Below are 20209 nucleotides of genomic sequence, written 5' to 3'. Positions count from 1 at the left end.
CTCTCTGGCCACCCTCTATATAGAGCTCTCTGACCACCCTCTATATATAGAGAGGATTACGTATCAAACCAAGGGCGCCGGATGTCGGATTCCGGCACTTTCGAGCACCGCAATCCGCCCTACGATCTCATTTAGGTGCGTCAGGCTTGTCAGGGACGCAGATCAGCGTTTGCTGTCCCATTGCGACTAGTGTCTTTTGTGCACCGACTACGCCAAATACTTCAAGCTGGCAGATGGTAAGGGTACGCCCGGACCGAACTACCTTGCCGATAGCTTCCAGATAATCGCCCCGCGCTGGCGCAACCAGGTTGATTTTGAACTCCACGGTAAGCACCGAGCTATCTTCCGGAAACAAGGTAAAGCCCGCATACCCTCCGGCCGAGTCAGCAATGGCGCTGGTGCTACCCGCATGGAAAAAGCCGTGTTGCTGCGTGAGCTCGGGCCGGTATGGCATTTGAATATGCACAATGCCAGGCACAACGCGGGTAATAGTGGCCCCCAGATGGTGCATCAAGCCTTGCTTGTCAAAGCTGTCACGTACTCGTTTTTCCATTGCAATGGCTTCTTTCTCTGTTAGCGCATCGCGCATCATGTCTGCTCCCTTTGTTATTGCACTAGGCATGCTATATGTATTTGACTGGCTTAGATATAGCGTCAACCCGGTTGGCACAGCGACTGGGCAACAAAATCGACAAAGGTGCGCACTCGCGCCGAAAGTTGATGGCCTTGAAGATAGGTGGCGTAAATATCAGCGTCGGGTGTCTGATAATCGGTCAATACTTGCACCAACCGACCGCTGTTCAGGTAGCGGGAAATATCCCATTCAGCTCGCATCAGGATGCCGTGGCCATCGAGAGCCCAATTAACCGCCGTCTCGCCATCGTTAGTTCTGAGCGTTCCGTGAACCCTGACCGTCTCTGTCTTTTTCTGCGACTTCCCCCCTGTTGTAAGCCGCCAAACACCGTGCGCTTCGTCTCCTTGCAATATCTCTATGCAATTGTGTTTTACAAGATCAGCCGGTTTCTCTGGTGGGGCATGCCTGGCTAGATAGCTGGGAGCGGCACAGAGTAGACGCCTGTTCACCGCAAGGCGACGGGCAATAACCCTTCCATCAGGTGGCTGGCCGAAACGAATACATACGTCAAAAGCATCGTCGCTAAATGCAGGAGGATCAACCGACAACTGCAATTGGACTGTAATTTGAGGGTACTCATACATAAACCGTGAAACCAGCGGCGCAACATGGCTGCGACCAAACCCCGGCGTTGCATTCACTCGCAACAAGCCCCTGGGTTCAGCTCGAGCCCCAGCAAGCGACTGCTCCATGTCGTCAATATCAGCCAGTATTCGGCGCGCATGCAGCAGATAGATTTCGCCTTCAGGCGTCAAATGCATCCGACGAGTTGTTCGGGTTACCAGGGAAACACCCAAACGCGCTTCCATTTGGGCCAAACGCCTACTAACAGCTGGTGTCGTAATTCCCATGGTGCGAGCCGCGGCGCTCAGTGCCCCGGAAGCAGCAACCATCGAGAAAAAAGCCAGCTCGGAAGGATGAGTACTTGACCGCATAAGTTACCGAGAAGATTGTTAAACACAGGTTAAGGATGGATTAACTACACACCGCTTATTTTGCCTGAGATTACTTCTATAGTTCATGACAACTAGCCCCCAAAAAATGGAGACCCCGCATGAAAACATATCGTATCGCAATGATTCCCGGCGATGGCATAGGCAAAGAAGTGATACCTGCCGGCCAACAACTGCTTGAAGCCCTGGCACGCACGAATTCGTCTTTTACATTTGAGTTCGAAAACTTCGATTGGGGCGGGGACTACTATCGTAAACATGGCGTTATGATGCCGGAAAATGGCCTGGATGCCTTACGCGACAAAGATGCCATTCTTTTTGGCTCTGCTGGCGACCCCCACATTGCCGATCACATCACCCTTTGGGGCCTGCGGCTGAAAATATGCCAAGGCTTCGACCAATATGCGAACGTTCGGCCTACCCGCATCTTGCCTGGCATTGATGCCCCTCTTAAACGCTGCGCCACCAGCGATCTGGACTGGGTGATCGTACGCGAAAACTCTGAAGGTGAATACTCGGGCGTTGGAGGGCGAGTCCATCAGGGCCAGCCTATCGAAGCGGCCACCGATGTATCCATCATGACGCGGGCTGGCGTCGAGCGCATTATGCGTTTTGCCTTTAAATTGGCGCAATCTCGGCCCCGCAAGCTTCTGACTGTCATCACCAAGTCTAATGCCCAGCGCCACGCCATGGTGATGTGGGATGAAATCGCAAAACAGATTTCAACAGAATTCCCCGATGTCGCATGGGATAAAGAGCTGGTCGACGCCGCAACCGCCCGGATGGTGAACAACCCTGCAACGCTCGATACCATTGTTGCTACCAACCTGCACGCCGATATCCTGAGCGATCTGGCCGCCGCCCTGGCTGGCAGCCTTGGAATTGCTCCCACCGGCAACATCGACCCAGAACGCCGCTACCCTTCCATGTTCGAGCCTATCCACGGCTCTGCATTCGACATCATGGGTAAGGGGCTAGCCAATCCCGTAGGCACCTTCTGGTCTGTCGTCATGCTTTTAGAGCACCTGGGAGAGACAACCGCCGCTCGCCACACTATGAGCGTGATCGAACTTATCACCGCTAACCCCCAATTACATACAGGCGATCTGGGCGGCAAGGCAACAACGGCAGAAGTTACCCGAGCCATGTGCGAAGAAATCACAAGTGGAGCGAAGTAGAAAACATCCGGATGATCTTACAAAACACAGGAGACAAGACATGACAAGAAAACAATTAATGGCTGCTGGCGTCCACGCCATGAAATATTCCATACTGGTTGCAGGCGCTGTAGCAACAAGCTTACTTAGTACCGTTGCCGCCGCCGACACCTGGCCCAGCAAGCCAATAAGCCTGATTGTTCCGTTTGCGGCCGGAGGAACCACAGACGTACTTGCCAGGGCGCTGGGCGACAAGCTTTCCGTATCATTAGGGCAAACCGTTATTGTAGAAAACAAACCTGGCGCGGGCTCTACCCTAGGCGCAGATATTGTGTCACGTGCCAAGCCCGATGGCTACACGCTGCTTATGGGCGCGGTTCACCATACTATCGCAAGCAGCGTTTATAAGAATCTTTCGTACGATTTCCAGAAAAGCTTTGAGCCCATCACCACGATAGCCCTGGTCCCCAACGTTCTGGTCATCAATGCCAATGACACCAAGGCTGAAAACGTCCGGGAACTTGTTGAGCTTGCCAAAAAATCATCTCCCAGCATGGCCTTTGGTTCAAATGGTTATGGCACTCTGCAACACTTGATTGGAGTGCAGTTCGCCAAACAAAACGGCATTGAATTGCTTCATGTGCCCTACAAAGGCAGCGGCCCACTGACTACCGACCTTATCGGAGGGCAAATCGCTATGACCTTTGACACGGTCACCCCCGTTTTACCGCATATTCAAAGCGGAAAACTACGCGCTCTGGCGGTGACAACGGCCAAGCGTTCCTCTGCGTTGCCTGATACTCGCTCCATGAATGAATCTGGCCTGCAAGATTTTGATCTTGGCACGTGGTTTGGCGTGCTTGCACCCGCTGGAACTCCAGAGGGTGTTTTGGAAAAATTGAATACCGAAATGGTAAAAGTGATTCAGTCGCCCGATTTCCGTGAGCGCATGGCAAAAATAGGTGCAGAAACCATAGGCGACACAAGAGCGCAAATGGCCAGGCAAATAGACGACGACACCAAACGCTTTGCCAAGGTCATCAAGGATGCCGGGATCACGGTTAATTAGCAAAGGATAGGCGCAGGGTCATAGCCGGGCCGTGTCTGCCCCTGCATGATCCCACCCGCCGCCGATGGACCGAATCAGGTTCACGGCGGCCTGCGCCCGGTCGCCGTCCAGTTGCACGGCAACACGTTTTTGCAGAAGCACGCCACGATCAGCATCGATCACATCGAGATAACTTACCGATCCTTCCCGGTATTGCGTATGGGAAAGCTCGGCTGCCCTGGCCGCTGACTGTACCGCCTCGTCTTGGACCGTAGTTTGCGTACCCAGGATACGAAGTGTGGACAAACTGTCTTCCACTTCCCTGAAGGCACTCAACACCGTCTGGCGATACACCGCAACATCCTCTTCATATTTGGCGCGCGCCTGGTCCAGCCCTGCCTGGCGTTGGCCACCATCGAAAATGGGCAAGGACAACATCGTTCCAACCAAGGGCCCCAGCAAAAATGTGCGGCTGGACCATTGCAGCAAGTCGCCGATCTGAGATGACTCGTATCCAAGCGCACCGGTTATTGTCAAACGCGGGAAAAACGCCGCCTGCGCGGCACCTATCCGTGCGTTGGCTGCGGCCATGGCGCGTTCGGCCGCCGCGATGTCCGGCCGCCGCTCCAGCAAAGAAGAAGGCAAGCCGGCAGGTATTCCAACACTGATCTCTTGCAAAGGCCTTGGAGGAATCGAAAAATCAGCGGGACTTTTACCCAGCAATATTGCCAAAGCGTGTTCTCCAACGGCCCGCTGCCGCTCAACACCTAAAGACTCCGATTGCGCGGACGCCAGCTCGGACTTGGCGCGAGCAACATCCAGCTCACTGATATCGCCTTCCGCATAACGCCGCTCGACCAATTTCAAAGTCTGACCTCGTAAACTAACCGTGCTGCGATACAGCTCTTGCTCCGCGTCGAGCCTGCGAATTAGAAAATAGGATTGAGCAACATCTGCCTGCAGCGTCAGTTGCACCGAACGGAACAAGGCTTCGCTTTGCTGGGTTTCAGCCGTGGCCGCATCAACACCGGCAGCAACGCGACCAAACAGATCCGCTTCATATGACGCCCCCACCTGCCCTCGCCACAAAGTCGATGCAGAATTTGGCGCATCATCCGACAATCCTTGCGCGGCGTTGGAAGCACGCTGCCTGGTTGGGCCAAAACCAGCATCAACCCGGGGAAACAGCTCTGAACGCGCACCTTGTTGCAAAGCGCGAGCCTGCGCTACACGAGCCGCCGCGGCCTTTAAGTCCTGATTGGCTGCCATGGCTTGCGCTTCCAGTTCGTTCAAGGCAGTGTCGTTGAATACCGCCCACCATCGTCCTCGGTCGATATCGTCGGCGGGCTGCGCTGCTTTCCAGCGTTGCGCATCTTCTGGCGACAATGATGCTTCCTTGAACGCGGCAGGCATATCGACCGACGGGCGTTGGTAATGCGGCCCTACTGAACACCCTGCCAACACTAACAGCAAGGCGCCTAAGGCAAAGATAAATCGTAATGGTTTGATCATGACTCTATTCCGGTAATGCTTAATGTTCAGTGGTTGTCGCCAGCATGGGGGCTTCGTGCTTGGTCGCCGAATGCAAGGCGCGGCCACCCAGCGAACGTAGCAACACATAAAACACCGGTGTCAGGAACAACCCGAATAACGTAACGCCCAGCATGCCAAAGAAAACAGCGACACCCATTGCATGACGCATCTCAGAACCGGCTCCGGTCGAAGTCAGCAATGGGACCACACCCATAATGAACGCGATCGAAGTCATCAAGATAGGACGCAACCGCAAGCGGCTTGCTTCTATCGCGGCTTTCAACGGGGTGGCGCCCTGCAGCTCCAGTTCCCGGGCAAACTCCACGATCAAAATGGCATTCTTACAAGCCAACCCCACAAGCACCATCAAGCCGATTTGGGTGAAAATATTGTTGTCGCCACCTGTCAGCCAGACCCCGGTCAGTGCCGCCAAGATGCTCATTGGAACGATCAGGATTACCGCCAGTGGCAGCACCAAACTTTCATACAAGGCGGCCAGCACCAGGAACACCAGCAACACGCTTATGGGGAATATCCAGATACCCGCGTTGCCCGCCAGAATTTGCTGGTACGTCAGATCGGTCCACTCGAATTTGACCCCGCGCGGCAATGTTTTGGCCGCAATACGCTCTGCAGCAGCCTGGGCCTGGTCCGATGAATAACCCGGCGCAGGGCCGCTATTGATATCGGCAGCAGCGTAGCCGTTATAGCGAACAACCATTTCCGGGCCATAGGTAGGCGATACCGTAACCAATGAAGAAAGCGGCACCATATCCCCCGAACTATTACGAGTCTTGAGTTGCAGGATATCTTCAGGCCTTGACCGATAAGGAGCGTCGGCCTGTGCCCTTACCTGGTATACACGCCCAAAACGGTTAAAGTCATTGACATACAAAGAGCCCAGATAAATTTGCATGGTGTCGAACACGTCGGTCACCGGCACGCCAAGCTGCTTGGCCTTGACCCGATCCAGATCCACGTCCAATTGCGGCACATTGATCTGATAGCTGGAAAAGGCCGGGCCTAGTTCCGGGCTATTTCGCGCTTCGGCCAGGAAGGCCTGAGCCGCCGCGTCCAACGCCGTATAGCCCAACGCTGCGCGATCCTCGATCTGCAACTTGAATCCTCCGACCGTCCCCAACCCCATAACAGGAGGCGGAGGAAAAACAGCAATAAAGGAATCCTTGATATCCGAAAACTGCTGATTAAGCGCTCCTGCTATGGCATCGGCCGACAGCTCAGATGCACGACGTTCCTTGAACGGGTCCAGCGTAACGAATACGATGCCGGCGCTGGAACTATTGGTAAAGCCATTGATGGACAACCCCGGAAACGCAATAGCATTGGCCACGCCGGGCTGCTTTAACGCAATATCAGTCATGCGACGTATCACGCTTTCTGTGCGATCCAATGATGCACCGCTAGGCAATTGAGCAAAGCTGATCAGGTATTGTTTATCTTGTGCGGGGACAAAACCGCCGGGCACGACATACGAAATGCCTACCGTCAGCGCCAGCAACACAAGATAAACCCCCATCGAAGATGCCTTACGTGAAATCACGCCTTTCACACCCGTGGCATAAAGATCAGACGAGCGGCTGAAGAATCGATTGAATCGGGCAAAAAACCCGCCCAGCACCCGATTCATGACACGCGTCAACCAGTCTGGTTTTTCGGTATGGCCTTTAAGCAATAGTGCCGCCAGTGCGGGAGAAAGCGTCAAAGAATTAAATGCCGAGATAACCGTGGAAATCGCTATCGTCATGGCAAATTGCTTGAAGAACTGGCCGCTTAGTCCCGTCATGAAAGCGAGCGGCACGAACACCGCTACCAACGTGAGTGCGATCGCAACAATAGGGCCGCTGACTTCCCGCATTGCGCGATACGTCGCATCTCGCGGCGATAAGCCTTCTGCAATGTTGCGTTCTACATTTTCCACTACGACGATAGCGTCATCGACAACGATGCCAATGGCCAATACCAGACCGAAAAGCGATAAGGCATTAATGGTGTACCCAAAAGCCAGCATCAGGGCAAAGGTGCCGACGATCGAGACGGGCACAGCAAGCAAGGGAATGATCGACGCCCGCCAGGTTTGCAAGAAAATAATAACAACCAGCACCACCAGCGCAATAGCTTCCAGCAACGTGACGACAACCGCATTGATGCTGGAACGCACGAACTGGGTAGGGTCATAGACGATGCGGCTTTCCACCGACGCCGGAAAATCCGCCGACAGCTCTTTCATCACGGCGCGCACCTCGTCGGACACAGCCAACGCGTTCGCGCCAGGCGACTGCATGATCCCCAACGCTACAGCCGGCTTGTTATCAAGCAAGGAACGCAAACCGTATTCAGACGAGGCGAGCTCTATCCGCGCAACATCCCCAAGCCGAGTCACCCCGCCATCGGCCGATGTCTTAAGCACGATATCGGCAAATTCTTCTTCTGTCTGCAGCCTGCCTTGGGCGTTGACCGACAATTGCAACGGCACATCTGCCAGGCTCGGCGAAGCGCCGATAACACCGGCGGCAACCTGCACGTTCTGCTCCCGGATTGCGGCAATCACATCCGTTGCCGCCAAGCCGCGCTGCGCAACTTTCTGCGGATTCAACCACACACGCATGGAATAATTACCAGCGCCCCAGAGCTGAACCTCTCCCACGCCGGCGATGCGCGACAGTCTGTCTTTGACATTAAGCACTGCGTAATTGCGCAGATATGTCATGTCGTAGCGATCATCGGGCGAAATCAGATGCACTACCATGGTCAAAGTAGGCGAGCTTTTTATCGTCGTCACGCCCAGCCGCTGGACCTCCTCAGGCAACCGAGGCATAGCCTGGGCGACGCGGTTCTGCACCAACTGCTGGGCTTTGTCGGGATCCACACCCAATTTGAAATTGATGGTCACGGTCAGGTTGCCATCGCTGTTTGCTTGCGACTGCATGTACAACATATCTTCCACACCGTTTATGGATTCCTCCAACGGCGCGGCAACGGTTTCGGCAATGACCTTGGGATTGGCGCCCGGATACTGCGCGCGCACCACTACCGACGGCGGTACGACTTCCGGGTACTCCGAAATAGGCAGCTGGAAGACTGCCAGGGCACCCGCCAGCAAAACCAGAATCGATAATACGCCCGCGAAAATGGGGCGATCGATAAAAAATTTAGAGATATTCATGGGGGCTCAAAGACGCTATTAAGAGTTGTCGGCCGGACTGGAACCGTTCGAAACGGCATCCGACACCGCCAGTTTCGCGGGTGCTCCCGTTGCAAGCGCTGGCGTGGGTTGGGGCGTGACGACATCGCCTGGACGAATACGCTGCAAACCATTCACTACAATGCGTTCCCCCGCTTTCAAGCCCGCTTGAACAACCCGACCGCCGTCCTGGCTGGCGCCCAGCCGGACTTCTCGGTAGGCAGTCTTGTTGTCGTCATTCACAACCACCACAAACCGCTTGTTCTGATCAGTCCCAATCGCTTTTTCGTCGACCAACACGGCATCGTGCGGAGCACCGCCACCCAAGCGGATACGAGCATAAAGACCGGGCACGAGTTTGCCGCCAGGATTATCAAACACAGCCCGCACGCGTATGGTTCCGGATGAGGTATCCAAGCGGTTATCCACTGAAGCCAGTTTTCCCGGACGGGGGTAGCCCTCTTCGTTAGCCAGCCCCAAAAATACTGGCGTACGCTCACTTCCTGAAGCGCTGGACGGACCCACGAATTTCAGGAAGCTTTGCTCATCAACCTCAAACGAGGCATACATGTGCGACACCGACACCAGTGAGGTCAAAGGCGCTGAGTTTGCGCCGGCCGCAATCACATTTCCAGGCGTGACCTCGGCGCGAGATACCCGCCCGGCAATAGGAGCAACAATCCGAGTGTGTTCCAGGTCCAGGCTCGCCGATGCGAGCGTCGCCTTGGCGGCCTGCAAATCAGCAACGGCGCCGCGGGACGCATTGCGCTTTTCTTCATAGTCACGTTTCGCAATGGCATTGCCCGCCAACAGGCGCCCTGCCCGGGCCAGATCGGAGGATGTATAAGCAACGCGGGCCTGAGCCGCTGCGACAAGCGCTGTGGCATGATCCAGCGCCGCTTGATAGGGACGCGGGTCTATCGTAAACAGCTCATCGCCCTTTTCAACCAGGCTGCCATCTGTGAAATGCACGGCGGTCAGGGTTCCAGACACCAGAGAGCGAATTTCCACTTGATCGATGGCTTCCAAACGGCCAGAATACTCATGCCAATCGGTAATCTTCTGTGTGGCCACGGTTGCCACGTCGACGGACACTGCCGGATCAGGAATGGATGCAACAGCATCCCGGGCAATGCCGGTGTTGACACGAAGCACAGCAATGCCGCCGAAAAAAATGGCCGCGGCAAGTGCCGCCATGGCGTATCGGTTGCGCAGTAAAAGCATAATTGTCCTTGGGCCGGGTCTTTTGAAGACTGGCTATGAATTCGCGAAAAGAGCGAGTATTATTTACTTTTCGCAAAAACAGATAAATACCAATTTTTTATCAACACTATTCGTTTATAACGAACAATCAAACTCTGGCTTCAACGCCCACGTTCTGGTTTCCATTTCTTATTGGGAGAAACTCTTGGACCGCTTCCAGGCTATGCAAGTATTTACACGAGTGGTAGATGCCAACAGTTTTACCCAGGCCGCCGATAGCCTGGGCTTGCCTCGCGCCACTGTCAGCACGACTATTCAAGGCCTTGAGCGTATGCTGAAGGTGCGCTTGCTGAATCGGACAACGCGCCGCCTAAGTTTGACGCCGGATGGCGCTTCGTATTACGAACGCTGTATACGCATACTGGCCGACCTCGAAGACGCAGAAGCCTCGTTTCGCGACATTGCACAGGGGCCGCAGGGCCGGCTGCGTATTGACACGCCGCCATCTATCGGACGCTTAATTCTGATTCCCGCCTTATGCGAATTCCACAGCCGATACCCCGACATCGAATTGGCCATTGGCATGAGCGACCGGCCTGTCGATATGGTGCAAGAGGCCGTCGATTGCGTCATTCGGGTTGGCGAACTTCAAGACTCAAGCATGGTGGCAAAGCGGATCGGTACTTTTGAAAGCATTACATGCGCGGCGCCCTCCTATTTAGAGCGATATGGCGAACCACGCACCATCGAACAGCTTAAAGAGCATCGCGCCGTTCATTACTTTTCCGGCCGCACAGGCCGCAATATGGACTGGAGCTTCACCATAGATGGCAAGCCCACCGCAGTAGCTGTACCGGGCAGTGTCGCTGTCAATGACGCAGAAGCTTATGTCTCCTGCGGTGTCAATGGATTTGGCATCATTCAACCAGCGCGCTATATGGTGGCCCCGCACCTGGAGTCAGGCGCGTTGCGTGAAGTGTTGTCAGACTGGACGCCGTCACCAATGCCGATTTCGGTGGTGTATCAACACAATCGTCATCTGTCGCCTAAAGTTCGTGTCTTTGTCGATTGGGTCAGCGAACTATTCCAGCGCTGCTATTTGCTGAGCGGTTGCAAGGAGAGCATGGCTGAGAAGCGGGAGTGTGTATTTGCCGGGCACAACAAGCCCCACACCGTCATGCACATGATGGAGGAGAAAAATGTTGAAGAAAGCGTGTTTTAACAACGCATTATCAACACAACCCGGGACTTATCATGTCCAATACGGTCTATGACGAGCCTCGCCCCTCCCCCCAGTTCCAAAGATGCTGAGTCCCCTTACGCCTGGACGCGACTGATCGTATCGCTGTTGCTGATGACCATCGGCGGGTCCGGCATGTATTCGGTTACCGTGGTGCTACCGCAAATCCAGGCAGACTTCGGCGTAAGCCGTTCCGACGCTTCCCTGCCGTATACGTTGACCATGGTGGGTTTTGGTCTGGGCGGTATTCTTATGGGGCGGCTATCAGATCGTTTCGGCGTCATGATGCCTATCATCGTCGGCACCTTGGGGCTGAGCTGCGGGTTCATCCTGGCCGGCTCGGCCAACAGTCTGTGGCAATTCGTCATTATTCAAGGCTTGCTGATTGGCCTGCTGGGCACTGCGGCTTCATTTGCACCCCTGGTCGCCGACACGTCGCAGTGGTTTACGCGGCGCCGCGGAATTGCCGTTGCCATATGCATGAGCGGCAACTACTTGGCGGGTGCAGTATGGCCTCCGATCATGCAGCACTTCATCGATACCGTCGGATGGCGCCATATGTATATGGGCATAGGCGTCTTTTGCCTGCTCGCCATGCTCCCCTTGGCGCTGGTGTACCGTCGGCGTCCGCCCTCTATCAGCGCCGCCGCTAGTCCGAGCTCCAAACCTCGTACCCGGTTCGCCCTCGAGGCGGCCAGATCAGACCCCAACCGTCCCTTGGGCTTTACTCCCGGCGCCCTGCAGGGCTTGCTATGCGTAGCCGGCGTCGCCTGTTGCGTTGCAATGGCCATGCCCCAAGTGCATATCGTGGCCTATTGCGGCGACTTGGGTTTCGGTGCTGCGCGCGGCGCCGAGATGTTGGCGCTGATGCTGGGGCTGGGCATCGTCAGCCGGCTGGTATCGGGGTGGATATCCGATCATATCGGTGGACTGCGTACGCTGTTACTGGGCTCGCTGCTTCAAGGCGTCGCCCTTTGTTTGTTCCTGACCAGTAACGGCCTGGTTTCGCTTTATGTGATATCGGCTCTGTTCGGCCTATTCCAGGGTGGTATCGTTCCCTCGTACGCCTTGATTGTGCGTGAATACTTCACGCCGAAAGAAGCCGGCGCACGGGTTGGCACCGTATTGATGGCCACCTTGTTCGGAATGGCATTGGGCGGCTGGATGTCTGGCGCCATTTATGACCTGACCGGGTCTTACCAAGCCGCCTTCATCAACGGTACGGTATGGAACCTGGTCAATTTAAGCATCATAGGATTTCTACTCTATCGGGCACGTCGAGTCGAATGCACTGTATACAAAAACAGTGTTTCACCTTAATTATCATGCTCGCAGGCTCAATACTTAAAAAATAAATTAGAAGATTGGTGTAACTAGCTAATATATTTGTGTTTTTCTGATATTATCGCTTCAATCAACAACAAATATTCAAGCGCCAGCCATGCCTTCGACCAGGAACTCTCCGTCTCGTTACCTTCCTCTAAGCGCTTTTTTGCTGCTGCTTTGCATGCTTGGCATGAATGTCGATGCTTATGCCAGCACCACGCGCACTAAAGCGCAGGCTACGCAGAAAGCGACCAGCAGCGCCAAGAAAGCCGCTGTCAAGAAAAATACAGTCAAAAAAACTTCGATCAAGAAAACGGCGGCAGTAAAACCCAAGTCGATTAAAGCCCGCGCCCACACTACTCATATAGCGACACGACGCAATCTGCGTCCCGTTTCTTATGCACAGGGCGCTTCGGTCGCCGCAGTGCAAGTTGGTTTGCGCTCCGGCGACCAGGACGACAGCGTGGTCAAACGCACAGCGCCGCACATCGAGCCCCTGACCAGCCAGGCCATGCTTCGCTCCGAAATTGCCTTTGTGCAAGATCTTGAAAGTACTGATGTGCTGTACGACAAAAACAGCGATGAAGTCCGTCCTATTGCATCGATTTCCAAACTGATGACCGCTTTGGTCGTTGCGGAAGCCGGCCTGCCCATGCAGCAGACCATACAAATCAGCGACGCCGATGTTGACCGCGTGCGCTATTCGCGCTCCCGCTTGCCCGTAGGCACCCAACTAAGTCGCGCTGATATGCTGCACTTGGCGCTTATGTCGTCGGAAAACCGCGCCGCCCATGCCTTGGGCCGCTATTATCCAGGCGGCATGCCTGCGTTTGTGCGCGCCATGAACGACAAGGCACGCGCATTGGGTATGCGGAAAACCCGCTTTGTCGAGCCTACCGGTCTGTCCAGCGACAACGTGTCGACACCGCGCGACCTAGTCAAGCTTTTGCTTGCCGTCAACAAGCAACCGCTTATTCGACGGTACACGACCGACGATAAGTACGAAATTGAAGTAGGACGTGGCCGGCAACTCGTATACAACAACACCAACCGCCTGGTCAGCAATTCAAACTGGGACATCAAGATTTCAAAAACCGGGTTTATCAACGAGGCTGGAGAATGCCTGGTTATGCTTACCCGCATAGACAACCGCGACGTTGCCATTGTTCTGCTCAACTCTTCCGGTCGATATTCCCGTATCGGCGATGCGGTCCGCATTCGAACCCTGGTTGAAAACGCAAGCAATGTAGCCATGCTGTAAGCAGCTATGTGCATTGCCTACCTGGCTCTTGCTGCACACCCCGATTGGCCGCTATTTATCGCAGCCAATCGTGACGAATTTCATGAAAGGCCTTGCTTGGCCGCCGCACCCTGGCGCGATCACCCCAATGTAATCGCCGGCATAGACTGCCAGGCACAAGGGACTTGGCTGGGGGTTACCCGGCAAGGCCAATTTGCGCTACTGACCAATTACCGCGATCCATCAGCCATGAAGCCCAATGCGCCATCGCGCGGCGAATTGGTCAGCCGGTATCTGGCGGGCGACGAACCGGCAGACTTATACGCCAATCACGTACAGGAAACTGCGGCTGCCTATAACGGGTTCAACCTGATTGTCGGCAAGTTGGGAGCCGCCTTTTATGTAGGAAACCGGCGCACGCAAGACACCCCCCTGGCTTTGACGCCAGGGCGCTATATTATTTCAAACCATTTACTAGACACCCCCTGGCCCAAAGCGCAACGCTTGCGCCTGGCACTAGACCAGTATCCGCTTGAAGATCTAGAGCAATCACTGGCGCCTGTATTCGCTATATTGAAAGACAATACGCAGGCACAGGACCACACTCTACCCGATACGGGCCTTACGCTTGAACGCGAACGATTGTTAAGCAGCCCGTTTATTATCAGCCCGAATTACGGTACGCGCTGCTCTACGGTTATTGCCGTCCACGCCAGCGGACGAGCCTTGTTCAGCGAAGTCAGCTATGACGCATCCGGCACACTGACAGAACGCCACGACTGGCCCTTTTTCATTGATGAAATGACAAGTTCGCACGTGACAAGCGCGTTAGAATAAAGCTGTCGCTTTATCCAGGAAAAAGAATCATGCGCTCTACTCGCGATCACGCAACACGGCCTGTACGTTCGCTGAAAATGGCCTTGGCAGCAAGCTTGCTTGCCGCGGCCAGCATAAGCGCCCCCACATATGCCCAATTGCCGCCTCCCCAAATGTACGGGAGCACCGAATATATCAGCGGCGGCTTCGGTCTGGAAGAATCAACGGCCTTCAAACAGGCCATGTCGCAATATCCCCTGGCGCTGACTTTTGCCAGCCAAGTAGACGGCAAGGCGGCCTATGCAGGCGATGTACAGGTGGTCATACGCGACGACAACGATATCACTGTGCTGAATGTCACATCAAAAGGCCCTTTTCTATTGGCTAAGTTGGCCCCTGGAAAATATCAGGTCTTTGCCACCTACGAAAGCCAAACCCAATCTCGTAGCGTAACAATAGATGCAAGCGGCTCTACCCGTTTGACGTTCCAATGGGACAGGCCAACAACGGGCGCTGATTAATGCAAGGTCCTGCCTGACGAATCGGGCAAAATAATGTCAGGCGCGTCGCTGGCCTGCGCTTGCAGTGCACCTAATGCCGCTTCCCAGTTACGCAACGGCACGCAGGTTTGCAATCGCACAACGGCTTGATGAATCAAAGCCGGATGCAGTTCATGCCCGACCCCCGAAGCCTCGTCCAGCGTCGCATCGCCCTGTAATTCGGCCAGGCGCTCCAGAGTGAAGTGAACACGGTCGCGAACAAGCAGGCTGTCTTCGGCCCCATGAAAAAAATGCAGTAGTGTCGCTGGCGGCGCCTGAACCGGCTCGCTGGCATACAAGCCCGAAAAAGCCAGGACCCGGCCTGCGAGATTGGGCTGGGCCAGACTGGCTTCCAGCGCCATGCAAGCACCTTGCGAAAACCCCGCTAACGCCGTTCGCTCGCCCGTTAAACCATATTGAGCCTGAATCTGCTGGATTTGCTTGATAAGCAAGGGAAGCGCCTGTTCGACCCGGCGTGCGTAGTTGCCTTCATCCAGGCCGACCGGATCGACCCAGTGGTGACAAGGCTTGTCGTGCGTGCTGCCTGGTTCGATTTCAAAAGCATAAGGCAAAACAACCAAAGCCAAAGGAAAGGCCTGCTTAATGGCTTGCGCCAAAGGAAACAATTGATCCGGGCCGGCTGACTCACCATGCAACAACACAAACAACAACTGAGGATCGCCCCGCTTGGGTACGTAAATAAAAGGATCGGGGAAATTGGGATTCATAGCCATAACAATATAAACATTCCGGACTTACCGGCGGGTATCTAAAAAATTGTACGTCAGATAGGGGCCGCGGCGCACTCACAATACGAACTTCCATCCGGCCAGGCGCGCAATCTGACACACTGCGCTAAAATAAAATTCTTTGCACGGGATTCCATCATGAGCAATACGCTCAAGCCTCAGCTTGCCGACGCCGTTAAAACCGCCATGCGCGCCAAAGACTCCGCGCGTTTGGGCACCCTGCGTTTTTTGCAGGCCGCCATCAAACAAAAAGAAGTCGATGAGCGCCGTGAATTGGCCGACACCGAAGTCATCGCAATCATCGAGAAACAGGTCAAGCAACGGCGCGAATCGATATCCGCCTTTGAAAAAGCCGGTCGCACTGAAACTGCTGCACAAGAAACAGCCGAATTAGCGGTACTGCAAGAATTTCTACCCCAAGCTGCTCCTGCCGAAGAGGTTGAAGCAGTTATCACCGCGGCTATAGCAGAGGTAAGCGGCCAAGGAATTACTGGCGCTCCGGCCATGGGTAAAATAATGGCTATTGTAAAAACAGCGCTCGCCGGACGCGCTGACATGTCGGCAGTTTCCGCACAGATCAAAGCCCGGCTGATGTAAGACGGCGCATAAGCGCCTTCTTATTTATACGCTACGCAAACCGAGGTGTCCATGCGTATGGATTCGCGCATGGCAGCCAATGCATTACGATCCCAAGGACTGCGCCCCCATACGGTTTGTGTTACCTGTGTATGCTTGGCATCGACCGCTTTGATCTCGGTGCGCGCCACTTCGATACTTTGCATCGGTCCACGTACCGAAACCAACCCTGTTTCCAAAGCAGGATCAACCTTCGCATAGACATCGTATTGCTTCTTGCCGCGCAGGCACTCGTCGGCTTGATTCTGGGCACGCAAATATACGGTCTGATAACTGCGCGGAACCGTATAAGACACGCTGGGGGAATCTCCGCCAGGCTGTATACCCATTGTGCATCCCGACATCAGCACAACGGCGCCTAAACTGATTACTAGCGCTTTCACACTGCCTCCCCGGCCATTGCTAGCCTCTGATTAAGCCTTGACTCCCGATCACTGAACACAACATGTGGAAAGTTAGCACGCCACCGGTCATTATTGGAATTTTTTTACGGCGAGTTCGCATTCAAGAGCAGGTCTCATTCCACAACGAACTTTCAGCGTGAAAGACTGGGTAATCGGTATACCCTTTCGGCCCCTCCGAATAGAACGACTCCAAATCCCACGCATTCAGTTTGACCCCAGCCTTCAGGCGCGCCACCAAATCAGGATTGGCGATGAACGCCTTGCCGAACGCCACTGCGTCGGCCTGCCCCGTAGCAAGGACTTGTTGCGCCATGGGAAAATCGTACTGTTCGTTGACGATCACCGGTCCGCCGTAAAGCCGTTTTATTTCTAGTGTCTGGTTGGCGTTTCCGGCAGCTTCCCTTACAAAAATGAAAGCCACGCCACGCTGCCCCAACTCGTGCGCGACATGACCAAACAAAGCGCTGGGATCCGAGTCGGAAATAGAATGCGATTTGCCTCGCGGCGATAGATGCACCCCTACCCGTCCCGTTCCCCAGACAGCGATGCATTCCTCCACAATTTCCAACAAAAGCCGCGCCCTATTCTGGACGGATCCACCGTATTGATCGGTTCTTTTATTGGTACTGTCTTGCAGGAACTGATCTATCAGATAGCCATTGGCGGCGTGAACCTCGACCCCATCGAAACCCGCTACCCGCGCATTTCGTGCGCCTTGCGTAAAGTCAGCAACAATGCGGGGAATTTCTGCAGTGTGCAACGCACGCGGAACCACGTAATCGCGCTTGGGTCGTAAGCCGCTGACATGACCCTCGCAGGCTATGGCGCTAGGCGCGACGGGAATTTCGCCATTCAAGTGCTCGGGGTCGGATACCCGCCCCACATGCCATAGCTGCAAGAAAATCTTGCCGCCCTTCGCATGCACTGCTTGCGTAATTTTCTTCCAGCCTTCTACCTGAGCGCCAGTCCAAATGCCCGGTGTATTGGCGTAGCCCACGCCTTGAGGGCAAACAGACGTGGCTTCCGACAGAATTAACCCTGCCGAGGCACGCTGGCAGTAATAAGTACGCATTAAGTCGTTAGGGATTCGCTCTTTAGAAGCACGCATACGCGTCAAAGGAGCCATTACAATCCGATTACTTAACTCAACGGTACCCAATTGAATGGGATCAAACAAACTCACCATATATTCCGTGCCATTATTGAAGTCGAAGTTAAGGTTAACCCTAGTCTGCATGAAAACCGCTGCGCCTGCAGGCATATACACAAATCCATAAGGGTTTTTACCAGAATTTGCGCTAAGCTACCATTTGTTCGCACCACCTGCCTGGTCGTCACCGCTATAAAGCAAGGAAACCTCATGGGACAATTCGCCGTCATCGGCTTGGGCCGCTTCGGCTCCGCAGCCTCACTGGAGCTCATGAGGATGGGGCATTCTGTCCTGGGCGTGGATACAGACGGGAAGCTGGTCGATAAATATGCCGATCAGCTAACCCATGCCGTCATTGCCGATGTGACCGACCACGCTGCGCTGGAAGAACTAGGGCTGGATAACTACGACGTTGTGCTGGTAGCCATAGGAGAAGAATTCCAGGCCAGCTTGCTATGCGTCGTTCATCTTAAGTCCCTGGGTGTGCAAACCATTTGGGTCAAGGCATCTTCGCATGCCCAGCACCTGATCCTGAGCAAACTCGGTGTCGCACGCATTATTCATCCCGAAGAGGAAATGGGCATACGCGTTGCACAAACCCTTAGCTACCCCATGGTGAACGACTATATCTCTATAGGAAACGGTGAGTTCGTCGTAGAAATAGACGTCAGTGAGCGTTTGGAAGGCGTACCGTTGCATCAAGTGCTAAAAGGCCAACCCGACACAATTCACGTATTGATCGTCAAGCGAAAAACCCAAATTACGGTTCATCCGGCCAATGACTTCATTCTTCACACGAAAGATATTCTCGTCTTGTTGGGGCAACTGGACACCCTAAAAACCATTGCTCCCAAGCTGGCTTAAACAATGCGCAATTGGGATCCACTGTATAGCTACCATTCGTACAAGCGAATCAAACGCACGGGGCTCGTCCGGGCCAGCCCGCCGGTGGTGTTGGCCGCTGGCTTTCTTACCTTGATTTTGCTGGGCACCGTATTGTTGGCGCTACCAGCGGCCAGCCAGCACCCCATCAGCATATTCACCGCGTTTTTCATGGCGACCTCGGCGGTCACAGTAACGGGACTGACCGTCATCGACCCAGCCGTTACCTTGACGCATTTCGGCCAGATTGTCCTGATTAGCCTAGTCCAATTAGGAGGGCTGGGCTTCGTTACCTTCGCGGTCGTTGCGGCAATTACCCTAGGCCAGAGAATGAGCCTCAAGCATCAAGCCCTGGCGCTTGAGGCCTTTAATCAAACCAGTGTTTCTAAAATTCGCCGTACGGCATTTCTGGTATTCAAGACTTCCATCATCATAGAAGCCATTGCTGTGCTGATTTTGACCCTGTGGTGGTCGCGGGACTACCCGTTCATCTCTGCACTATATCGGGCAATTTTCCATTCCATCGCCGCTTTTAACAATGCCGGTTTTTCGCTGTTCCCATCCAGCCTCGCTGGGTTTGTCGACGACCCTGTCACCATCCTCGTCATCTCGTTTTTAATCATACTGGGCGGCATCGGATTTTCTGTACTGGGTGATGTAAGCCAGAAAAGAACCTGGACCAAGCTACGCCCCTATACCAAGCTGATCCTGATCAGCACCCTGGCGCTTAATCTGATCGGATTCATCGCGATCTGGCTGCTGGAATTCAACAACCCTGGCACCTTGGGTAACTTGTCATTTAAGGGCCAGGCGCTTGCCGCCTGGCTCCAAAGTGTAACGTCGCGCACTGCAGGCTTCACCAGCATTGACATCACACAGCTTAACGACAGCTCCACCCTGATCATCATCTTGCTCATGTTCATAGGAGGCGGCTCCCTGAGCACCGCCAGCGGGATCAAGGTAGGGACATTCATTGTGCTGGTGGCCGCCGTCTATTCCTACATTCTGCACAGAAAAGAAGTCGTATTACTGAGGCGATCGGTGTCATCGGACACCATACAAAAATCGCTTGCCCTGCTGCTGGTTACTAGCGGCTTGGCTTTTAGCGGTGTTCTGATAATGACGATTTTCGAGAAAGCGCCCTTTCTTACCATCTTGTTCGAGGTCGTATCCGCTTTGAGCACAACGGGCCTTAGCCGGGATTTCACTCATCATCTTTCGACGCCTAGCCATGTGCTATTGGCCGTACTGATGTTTGCCGGACGAATAGGTCCTTTGACGCTGATTTATAGCCTGGCAACGCAAAAACGCAGCCGGGTTCGCTATCCTGAAACCGAATTCCAGGTTGGCTAGGCTATTGCCTGGAATTTGTGCTAGAATTTCGTTCTTCGCTACTTGGTTATTGGCCAAGCGGTGAAACGCTAAGTGTTGAAAAATATGCTTAGTTTCGGGGCGTAGCGCAGCCTGGTAGCGCACTTGCATGGGGTGCAAGGGGTC

Annotated in this window: 18 protein-coding genes; 10 read left to right on the top strand and 8 right to left on the bottom strand. The window is 54.4% G+C overall.

The window, feature by feature from the left end; translation table 11 throughout:
• Positions 1–127: 127 nt before the first annotated feature.
• Both ABWO67_RS12090 and ABWO67_RS12085 read right to left on the bottom strand, forming a co-directional pair.
• A complete protein-coding gene (locus ABWO67_RS12090) occupies positions 128–592 on the bottom strand; it encodes a PaaI family thioesterase (RefSeq protein ID WP_353151965.1) in 465 nt (154 codons plus the stop codon).
• Positions 593–654: 62 nt separating this feature from the next.
• The gene (locus ABWO67_RS12085) at positions 655–1569 is read right to left on the bottom strand and encodes a LysR family transcriptional regulator (RefSeq protein WP_353151964.1); all 915 of its coding nucleotides are present in this window, start codon (positions 1567–1569) and stop codon (positions 655–657) included.
• A gap of 119 nt (positions 1570–1688) precedes the next feature.
• Between ABWO67_RS12085 and ABWO67_RS12080 the strand changes: the two genes are divergently transcribed.
• The gene (locus ABWO67_RS12080; protein WP_353151963.1) at positions 1689–2765 is read left to right on the top strand and encodes a tartrate dehydrogenase; all 1077 of its coding nucleotides are present in this window, start codon (positions 1689–1691) and stop codon (positions 2763–2765) included.
• 40 nt (positions 2766–2805) lie between these two features.
• Complete coding sequence (locus ABWO67_RS12075; protein WP_353151962.1) at positions 2806–3813, top strand: Bug family tripartite tricarboxylate transporter substrate binding protein; 1008 nt, start codon at positions 2806–2808, stop codon at positions 3811–3813.
• An 18-nt stretch (positions 3814–3831) separates the two neighbouring features.
• Here ABWO67_RS12075 and ABWO67_RS12070 read toward each other — a convergent pair whose 3' ends face one another.
• The 3 genes from ABWO67_RS12070 to ABWO67_RS12060 are packed head-to-tail and all read right to left on the bottom strand — an operon-like array spanning position 3832 to position 9751.
• A complete protein-coding gene (locus tag ABWO67_RS12070; protein WP_353151961.1) occupies positions 3832–5304 on the bottom strand; it encodes an efflux transporter outer membrane subunit in 1473 nt (490 codons plus the stop codon).
• 19 nt (positions 5305–5323) lie between these two features.
• Entirely contained in the window at positions 5324–8509 is a 3186-nt protein-coding gene (locus ABWO67_RS12065; protein ID WP_353151960.1) for an efflux RND transporter permease subunit, read from the bottom strand.
• 18 nt (positions 8510–8527) lie between these two features.
• A complete protein-coding gene (locus ABWO67_RS12060; protein WP_353151959.1) occupies positions 8528–9751 on the bottom strand; it encodes an efflux RND transporter periplasmic adaptor subunit in 1224 nt (407 codons plus the stop codon).
• A 184-nt stretch (positions 9752–9935) separates the two neighbouring features.
• On the opposite strand from ABWO67_RS12060, the gene ABWO67_RS12055 reads away from it, so the two are divergent.
• The 5 genes from ABWO67_RS12055 to ABWO67_RS12035 all read left to right on the top strand — a co-directional run bounded on the left by ABWO67_RS12055 (position 9936) and on the right by ABWO67_RS12035 (position 14873).
• Positions 9936–10952: a LysR family transcriptional regulator gene (locus ABWO67_RS12055; RefSeq protein ID WP_353151958.1), complete on the top strand. Its 1017-nt coding sequence runs from the start codon at positions 9936–9938 to the stop codon at positions 10950–10952.
• Between the two features lie 48 nt (positions 10953–11000).
• The gene (locus ABWO67_RS12050; protein WP_353151957.1) at positions 11001–12290 is read left to right on the top strand and encodes an MFS transporter; all 1290 of its coding nucleotides are present in this window, start codon (positions 11001–11003) and stop codon (positions 12288–12290) included.
• 121 nt (positions 12291–12411) lie between these two features.
• Positions 12412–13557, top strand: a complete 1146-nt coding sequence (pbpG, locus tag ABWO67_RS12045; RefSeq protein ID WP_353151956.1) for a D-alanyl-D-alanine endopeptidase — start codon at positions 12412–12414, stop codon at positions 13555–13557.
• Between the two features lie 6 nt (positions 13558–13563).
• Complete coding sequence (locus ABWO67_RS12040; protein WP_353151955.1) at positions 13564–14373, top strand: NRDE family protein; 810 nt, start codon at positions 13564–13566, stop codon at positions 14371–14373.
• 29 nt (positions 14374–14402) lie between these two features.
• Positions 14403–14873 carry a carboxypeptidase-like regulatory domain-containing protein gene (locus ABWO67_RS12035; protein WP_353151954.1) on the top strand — a complete coding sequence of 157 codons (471 nt, stop codon included), beginning with the start codon at positions 14403–14405 and terminating at the stop codon, positions 14871–14873.
• Here the strand turns inward: ABWO67_RS12035 and ypfH are convergent.
• Positions 14870–15619, bottom strand: coding sequence for an esterase (gene ypfH / locus ABWO67_RS12030; protein ID WP_353151953.1), 750 nt, complete (start codon positions 15617–15619; stop codon positions 14870–14872). The two genes, ABWO67_RS12035 and ypfH, sit on opposite strands and share 4 nt — an antisense overlap.
• A 156-nt stretch (positions 15620–15775) precedes the next feature.
• Here ypfH and ABWO67_RS12025 point away from each other — a divergent pair, with 156 nt between their 5' ends.
• Entirely contained in the window at positions 15776–16237 is a 462-nt protein-coding gene (locus ABWO67_RS12025; protein WP_353151967.1) for a GatB/YqeY domain-containing protein, read from the top strand.
• 20 nt (positions 16238–16257) lie between these two features.
• Here the strand turns inward: ABWO67_RS12025 and ABWO67_RS12020 are convergent, their stop codons facing one another.
• Together ABWO67_RS12020 and ABWO67_RS12015 are read right to left on the bottom strand one after the other, a co-directional pair.
• On the bottom strand, positions 16258–16659 hold the full coding sequence (locus ABWO67_RS12020) for a BPTD_2524 family lipoprotein (RefSeq protein ID WP_353151952.1): 402 nt from the start codon (positions 16657–16659) through the stop codon (positions 16258–16260).
• Positions 16660–16780: 121 nt separating this feature from the next.
• Positions 16781–17866, bottom strand: a complete 1086-nt coding sequence (locus tag ABWO67_RS12015; RefSeq protein WP_353151966.1) for an alkene reductase — start codon at positions 17864–17866, stop codon at positions 16781–16783.
• 174 nt (positions 17867–18040) lie between these two features.
• On the opposite strand from ABWO67_RS12015, the gene ABWO67_RS12010 reads away from it, so the two are divergent.
• Both ABWO67_RS12010 and ABWO67_RS12005 read left to right on the top strand, forming a co-directional pair.
• Positions 18041–18694 carry a potassium channel family protein gene (locus tag ABWO67_RS12010; RefSeq protein ID WP_353151951.1) on the top strand — a complete coding sequence of 218 codons (654 nt, stop codon included), beginning with the start codon at positions 18041–18043 and terminating at the stop codon, positions 18692–18694.
• Between the two features lie 3 nt (positions 18695–18697).
• Positions 18698–20065 (top strand): TrkH family potassium uptake protein, encoded by a 1368-nt coding sequence (locus ABWO67_RS12005; protein ID WP_353151950.1) that lies wholly within the window; start codon positions 18698–18700, stop codon positions 20063–20065.
• Positions 20066–20209 lie beyond the last annotated feature (144 nt).

The organism is Pollutimonas bauzanensis, assembly GCF_040393045.1.
In the GTDB taxonomy this organism is placed as follows: Bacteria; Pseudomonadota; Gammaproteobacteria; order Burkholderiales; family Burkholderiaceae_B; genus Pollutimonas; species Pollutimonas bauzanensis_A.
The sequence above is the reverse complement of the archived record's forward strand: the minus strand, read 5'-3'. Positions and strand labels throughout refer to the sequence as shown.